Raw genomic sequence first — 7446 nt, 5'->3', positions numbered from 1 at the left:
CACCACCCCCCAGGTCATCTCGGACAGGGGGACCAAGTCATGCCGGGCCCGGAGGCCAGCGGCCCCGTTGCGGAGCCGTGGAAAACATAACGGGGGGTTCCGTCCTCAATCGCCGGACGGGCTTGGTTGGTGCGGGTCGCCCCGTGGGTGCGGGTGCTCCGTGCTGCCGGGTTCGCCCTGCCCCGGTGGGTGGGGGTCCGGTGCCCCTCCGGGGCGTCTCCTCGAACGACGAACGTTCCGCTGGTACGCGGTGGGACCCGGGTATCTGTTCGTCGTTCTGCGGGGACTCCCCTGCACGGCCCCGAACCCGCCCGCCATGCGTCTGCGACCAGTCGCAGGGCCGTTGTCCTTCTGTCTGCGGGGTCGTCCTGCCGGGGTGCAGGCGCTGACGAGGGCTGGGTGGGGGCGTGCAGGGGGTCCCCGCAGGAAATGGCGTACGACCCGGGTACTGCCGCGTTCCCGGGTGAACACGCCATTTCTGAGGAGACGCCCCGGAGGGACCCCACCCCCACCCACCGGACAGAACGCACCCCACGGAGCACCCGCATCAAGCCCGTCCGACGATTGAGGACGGAACCCCCGACCCCGGACCGGGGCAAGGTCAAGGAACCCCGCCCCCAGAGGGGCGCACACTGGGCAGCGCGGGGTACGCGCAACCGGATTAACGGACAACGGACGAGGGAGTCACAGCGTGAGCATCATGGCGACCGAGGGGGCCGACCCATTCGGAACCGCGCGGCTGCGACGCGGCGTGCTCGATGCCTGGGGCGCGGGGCCGGCCCGTTTTCGTGAGGACGCCAACGCCGAGGAGGACCTCGCGCTCGGCGGCTACCGAGACCGACTCGTCGTCGAGCTGGCCCAGAACGCCGCCGACGCCGCCGCCCGCGCCCATGTGCCCGGACGGCTCCGGCTGACCCTGCACCCGGCGACCGAGATCGCCCCGGCCGTCCTCGCGGCCGCGAACACCGGCGCGCCCCTGGACGCCGCCGGCGTGGAGTCGCTGTCCACCCTGCGGGCCTCCGCCAAGCGGGAGGGCCATGAAGGGGCCGTCGGCAGGTTCGGTGTCGGGTTCGCCGCCGTGCTCGCGGTGAGCGACGAGCCGGCCGTCGTCGGCCGGCACGGCGGCGTGCGCTGGTCCCTCGCCGAGGCCCGCGACCTCGCCCGTGAGGCGGCCATCGGCAGTCCGGGTCTCGGCGACGAGCTCCGCCGCCGCGACGGACACGTACCCCTGCTGCGCCTCCCGCTGCCCGCCGAGGGCACCGCGCCCGACGGCTACGACACCGTCGTCGTCCTGCCGCTGCGCGACGGCGCCGCCGGGGACCTCGTCGGCCGGCTGCTCGGCGCGATCGACGACGCCCTCCTCCTGACCCTGACCGGCCTGGACGAGATCGTCATCGAAACGCCGGACACCGTACGGACGTTGCGGCGCTCGCAGCACGGCCCGTACACGCACGTCGAGGACTCCGCGCACGGTACGAACCGCTGGCGCACCGTCACCCGGCACGGCGCCGTCGAGCCCGCGCTGCTGGCCGACCGTCCGCTGGAGGAACGGCTGCGCCCGCACTGGTCGGTGACCTGGGCGGTTCCCGTGGACGAGGAGGGCGCCCCGGTCCACCCCCGTACCGCCCCCGTCGTGCACGCCCCGACCCCCACCGACGAACCGCTGGGCTTTCCGGCGCTGCTCATCGCCTCGCTGCCGCTGGACACCACCCGTCGGCACCCCGCGCCCGGCCCGCTCACCGACTTCCTGGTGCGGTGTGCGGCCGACGCGTACGCGGAACTGCTCGCCGACTGGCAGCCGGTGACCGTCGCCACCATCGGCCTGGTACCGGGGCCGCTCGGCAAGGGCGAACTGGACGGCGCGCTGCGGGGTGCCGTGCTGGAGCGGCTGCCGCGCGTCGCGTTCCTGGAACCGGCCTCCCCCCGCGACCCCGCCGCCGAGCCCGACCGGTGGGACGACTGGGACGCGGGCACGGGGAGCGCCCGCAAGGCCACCACCGCGCTGCGGCCCATCGAGGCCGAGGTGCTGGAGGGCGTCGGCGCCGGGACGGTCGCGGTGCTGGCCGAGGTGCTTCCCTGTCTGCTGCCCGCCGGTCTTGAGCGCCGCGTCGAACTGCGTACGCTCGGAGTCGCCCGGGTGCCGCTGACCGAGGCGATCGACCGGCTCGCGGGGCTGGAGCGCGAACCCGGCTGGTGGCGGCGGCTGTACGACAGCCTCGCCGGTGTCGAGCCGGACCGGCTCTCCGGTCTTCCGGTGCCGCTCGCCGGTGCGGCGTCCCAGGGGGCGGACCCCGAGGCCCCGGCTGTTCCGCGGACGACGATCGGCCCCCGCCAGGTCCTGCTCCCGATGCCCGACGCGCTGACCGGACCGGTCCTGGACCGGCTCGGCCGGCTCGGGCTGAAGGTCGCCCATCCGGATGCCGCGCACCCGCTCCTGGAGAAGCTGGGCGCCCTGCCCGCCACCCCGCGCGCCGTGCTGACGACCCCGCAGGTGCGGGCCGCCGTCGCCGGTTCGCTGGATGCGGGCGATATCTGGGACGAGGACGCGCTGGACGGCGACGAGCTCGTGGACACCGTGCTCACCCTGGTCCGGGACGCCGATCTGGCGCCCGGCGACGAGCCCTGGCTCGGTGCGCTCGCCGTGCCCGACGAGGACGGCGAGCTCGCTCCGGCCGGGGAACTGGTGCTGCCCGGAAGTCCGTTCGCCGCCGTCATGCGCGAGGGCGAGCTGGCCTTCTGCGACGCGGAGCTGGCAGAGCGATGGGGCGAGCAGCCGCTCACCGCCCTCGGGGTGCTCGCCACCTTCGCGCTCGTCCGGGCCACCGACGTGGTGCTGGATCCCGATGAGCTGGAGCCCCGGGACAGCGACTTCGCCGAACCCGACGACGCCGGGCTCCTCGACGCCGTCGACGTGTGGTGCGAGGACATCCTCGATCAGCTCCCGGACACCCCCGTGCCCCCGGTCGCGACCGAGATCGTCGCCGTACGCGATCTCGACCTCGTCGACGACGACGCCTGGCCGCAGGCGCTCGCGCTCCTCGCCAAGCCGCCGCTGCGGGATGCCCTGACCCAGCCGGTGCGGGTGCTGCTCCCGGACGGCACCACGCAGTCCGTACGCCCGTACACCGCCTGGTGGCTGCGCGACCACCCGGTGCTGGACGGCCGGCGTCCGGCCGGTCTGCGAGCCCACGGCGGTGATCCCCGGCTGGACGGCCTGTACGACTCCGCCGACGCGACCGGCTTCGACGACGCGCAGGTGCTGCGCGCCCTCGGCGTACGGACCTCGGTCGCCGCTCTGCTGGAGGAGCCGGGCGGGGCGGCCGAGCTCCTCGGCCGGCTCGCGGACGGGGACCGCCCGGTCGGTCCCGTGCAACTCCACTCCCTGTACACGGCGCTGGCCGAGCTCGACCCGGAACAGGTCACGCTGCCGGACGAGTTGCGCGCCGTCGTCGACGGAGAGGTGCGGGTCGTCGACGCGGCGGACGCGATGATCGCGGACGCCCCGGACCTGCTGCCGCTGTCCGGGGGCGTGGCGCTCCTGCCCGTCGCCCCGGCGAGCGCGGCGGAGCTGGCCGAGCTGTTCCAGGTGCGGCGGCTCGGTGAGAGCGTCGAGGCGGAGGTGACGTCCGAGGGCGAGGAGCACCAGGTCCCGGATCCGGTTCGCGTCCTGCTCGGTCCCGGCACCCCGGACACGTACACGGAGCACGGTGAACTCCGGGCGGGCGGTGTCGAACTGGACTGGCGGCGCACCCCGGACGGTGCCGTGCACGCCTCGACCGTGGAGGGCGTCGCGGCGGGCCTGGCGTGGGCGGCCGGCCAGTGGCCGCGCCGTTTCGAGGTCGCTGCCCTGCTGGAGGATCCGTCCCGTACGGAGGAACTGGCCCGGGACCGCTGGTTCGACTGAGGCGGCCCGGGTCCGCTGGTTCGAACTGGGGTGGCTGGGCCGCTGGTTCGTCCGGGGCGGGCCCAGGACCATCCCGGACAAGATCTTCGCAGAATCTTCAGATTCCCGTACAACCCTTCACGCCTGTCCCGGGTCTGGTCTGTCGAGTCAACTGACTCAGCAGACCGATCGGCCCCACAGGTGCGCTTGCGCGCCAGGGGCCCTTTCCCACGGGGAAACACATGCGTATGCGTACCTCCGCGACCGTCGCCGTCGGTGCTCTGGCCCTGGTGGCCCTCGCCGTGCCGGCGGCCCAGGCCAACGGCCACTACGGCGACACCGCGATCACCAAGGTGACGGTCAACGGTGGCAAGAACGTGGTGGTCGGCACCAGCCTCGTCAAGAAGTTCACCGTCGCGGTGACCGCCAAGGACAACTCCGGCATCAAGGCGATCGACATCGAGCTCGTCGGTCCCTCGTTCGGCTACCTCTCCCCGGACAGCACCCGCTGCTCCGGCAGCACCTGCACCGCGTCGTTCACCGTCGATCCCAAGGTCGACCTGCCGTACTCCAACGACATCGCCGGCACCTGGTACGTCAACGTCTGGGCGGACGCCAAGGACGGCGACTACAACTGGAAGGACAAGGCCGGCACGTTCAAGTTCCAGCGTGCCGCGTCGCAGACCGTCAACGCCGCCCCCGAGCCGGTGAAGAAGGGCAAGACCATCACCGTCACGGGCAAGCTGGCGCGTGCCAACTGGGACGACTTCAAGTACCACGGCTACACCAACCAGCCGGTCAAGCTGCAGTTCCTCAAGAAGGGCGGCAAGACCTGGACCACGCTGAAGACCGTCAGGACGAGCAGCACCGGCACCCTGAAGACCACGGTCAAGGCCTCGGTCGACGGCTACTGGCGCTACAGCTTCGCCGGTACGGCCTCCACCCCGGCCGTCAACTCCACGGGTGACTTCGTCGACGTGAAGTAGCCTCCGCGCGGTGGCCGGCGCTCTCCTACACCGGGAAGCGCCGGCCCACCAGGCGCCAGGCGTACTCCAGGGCGACCGAGGCCACCACCGCGATGCCCACCGCCGTCCACGGCATCGTCGTCCCCACCAGCTTCAGGGCGAAGAAGTCCTGGAGCCACGGCACCACGAGCACGATCAGGAACGCCAGGCCCATGGCCGCCACCAGGCAGATCCGCCACCAGGTGTAGGGGCGGGCGATGATCGCCAGGACCCACATCGAGACGAGGAACAGCGTGAGCGTCGCCGCGCTCGTCTCCGCGTCCAGCGCACCCGTACCGGAGTAGTGGCTCCGGGCGATCAGGTACATCGCGAAGGTGGCGATCGCCGCGATGGTGCCCGACGGGATCGCGTACCGCATGACCCGGCGCACGAAGTGCGGATGGGCCCGCTCCTTGTTCGGGGCCAGGGCGAGGAAGAACGCCGGGACGCCGATCGTCAGCGTCGACAGCAGGGTCAGATGCCGGGGCAGGAACGGGTACTCGACCTGGAAGCAGACCACCAGGACGGCCAGCAGCACCGAGTAGACCGTCTTGGTCAGGAACAGGGTGGCGACCCGGGTGATGTTGCCGATGACCCGCCGGCCCTCGGCGACGACGGAGGGCAGCGTCGCGAAGCTGTTGTTCAGCAGCACGATCTGGGCGACCGCCCGGGTCGCCTCCGAGCCCGAGCCCATCGAGACGCCGATGTCGGCGTCCTTGAGGGCGAGGACGTCGTTGACCCCGTCGCCCGTCATCGCGACGGTGTGGCCGCGTGACTGGAGGGCGGCGACCATCTCCCGCTTCTGCTGCGGGGTGACGCGGCCGAAGACCGCGTTCTCCTCCATCGCGGTGGCCATCGCGTCGGGGTCGGTCGGCAGTTTGCGCGCGTCCAGGGTGTGCTCGGCACCCGGCAGCCCGAGCTTCGCGGCGACGGCGCCGACCGAGACGGCGTTGTCCCCGGAGATCACCTTGGTGGCGACCCGCTGGTCGGCGAAGTAGGCGAGGGTCTCCCCGGCATCGGGCCGCAGCCGCTGCTCCAGGACGATCAGCGCGCTCGGTACGGCTCCGGCGGCGGTCTCCGGGTCGGCCAGCTCGCCGTGCACCCGGGCCAGCAGCAGCACCCGCAGGCCCTGCTCGTTGAGCTGCTCGATCTCGGTGAGCGCCGGGTCGGCCTCGGGCAGCAGCACGTCGGGGGCGCCGAGCAGCCACGACGACTTCTGCCCCGATCCCTCGTCGAACGCGGCGCCGCTGTACTTGCGGGCGGAGGAGAACGGCAGGGCGTCCGCGACGCTCCAGGGCCGGTCACCGTCGGCCGGGTAGGCGTCGATGATGGCCTGGAGGCTGGCGTTGGGGTGCGGATCGGAGGCACCGACGGCGCCCAGGACGCGGTGCAGATACGGCTCGTCCGTCCCGTTCAGCGCGCGGACCTCGGACACGTCCATGCCGCCCTCGGTGAGCGTGCCGGTCTTGTCCAGACAGACGACGTCGACCCGGGCCAGACCCTCGATGGCGGGCAGCTCCTGGACGAGGCACTGCTTGCGCCCCAGCCGTACGACACCGATCGCGAAGGCGACCGAGGTGAGCAGAACCAGCCCCTCCGGGATCATCGGAACGATGCCGCCGACGGTACGGGCGATCGAGTCCTTGATGTTGTTGTCCTTGACGACCAGCTGGCTGATGATCAGGCCGATCGCGGTCGGGATCATCATCCAGGTGACGTACTTGAGGATGGTGGAGATACCGCTGCGCAGCTCGGACTGGACGAGGGTGAAGCGGGAGGCCTCCTCGGCGAGCTGTGCGGCGTAGGCCTCGCGGCCGACCTTGGTGGCGGTGAAGGCCCCGCCGCCGGCGACGACGAAGCTGCCGGACATGACGTGGTCACCGGCCCGTTTCAGCACCGGGTCCGCCTCGCCGGTGAGCAGCGACTCGTCGATCTCCAGGCTGTCGGCCTCGGCGACGGCGCCGTCCACGACGACTTTGTCACCGGGGCCGAGTTCGATGAGGTCGCCGAGGACGATCTCGGAGGTGGAGATCTCGGCCGCCACCCCGTCCCGGCGCACCGTGGGTTTCGCCTCGCCGATGACGGCGAGGCTGTCCAGGGTCTTCTTGGCCCGCCACTCCTGCACGATGCCGATGCCGGTGTTGGCGATGATCACGAACCCGAACAGGCTGTCCTGGATCGGCGCGACGAACAGCATGATCAGCCAGAGCACGCCGATGATCAGGTTGAACCGGGTGAAGACGTTGGCGCGGACGATCTCGGTCACGGACCGGGACGAGCGCACGGGCACGTCGTTGACCTCGCCGCGGGCGATCCGCTCGGCCACCTCGGCCGCGGTCAGCCCGCGTGTGGCGGCGGGCAGGCCGACCGGGTGCACCGGATCGAGTTCGGAACCGGCGTCGATCTTCACCGGCCGCCCGGGTCCGGAAGGCATGGGTGATCTGTTCGGCTCATCCCCTGAGGGGTCGAGTGCCCGCTGAGTCATGGTTCCGACGGTACGGGCGGAACATCACGTTCACCTGCCGGGGGTCCGAAGATCAGACCGGGGGAGGAGACGAA

Annotated in this window: 3 protein-coding genes; 2 read left to right on the top strand and 1 reads right to left on the bottom strand. The window is 72.0% G+C overall.

Annotation, left to right across the window (positions count from 1 at the left end):
• The first annotated feature begins 697 nt into the window (after window positions 1-697).
• Window positions 698-3904 carry a sacsin N-terminal ATP-binding-like domain-containing protein gene (locus ACZ4LX_RS36325; protein ID WP_467651291.1) on the top strand — a complete coding sequence of 1069 codons (3207 nt, stop codon included), beginning with the start codon at window positions 698-700 and terminating at the stop codon, window positions 3902-3904.
• Window positions 3905-4125: 221 nt separating this feature from the next.
• Complete coding sequence (locus ACZ4LX_RS36320) at window positions 4126-4869, top strand: calcium-binding protein (protein ID WP_467651272.1); 744 nt, start codon at window positions 4126-4128, stop codon at window positions 4867-4869.
• 25 nt (window positions 4870-4894) lie between these two features.
• On the opposite strand, the gene ACZ4LX_RS36315 is transcribed toward ACZ4LX_RS36320, so the two are convergent.
• A complete protein-coding gene (locus ACZ4LX_RS36315) occupies window positions 4895-7372 on the bottom strand; it encodes a cation-translocating P-type ATPase (protein ID WP_467651273.1) in 2478 nt (825 codons plus the stop codon).
• Window positions 7373-7446 lie beyond the last annotated feature (74 nt).

This window comes from Streptomyces sp. NPDC026062 (assembly GCF_055568375.1).
This window is presented reverse-complemented; position numbering and strand designations above follow the sequence as displayed.

What these genes read in the sequence shown, in the direction of transcription:
- ACZ4LX_RS36320 (WP_467651272.1), top strand. Translation starts at nt 4,126, where the DNA reads ATGCGTATGCGTACCTCCGCGACCGTCGCCGTCGGTGCTCTGGCCCTG.
- ACZ4LX_RS36315 (WP_467651273.1), bottom strand. Translation starts at nt 7,372, where the DNA reads ATGACTCAGCGGGCACTCGACCCCTCAGGGGATGAGCCGAACAGATCA.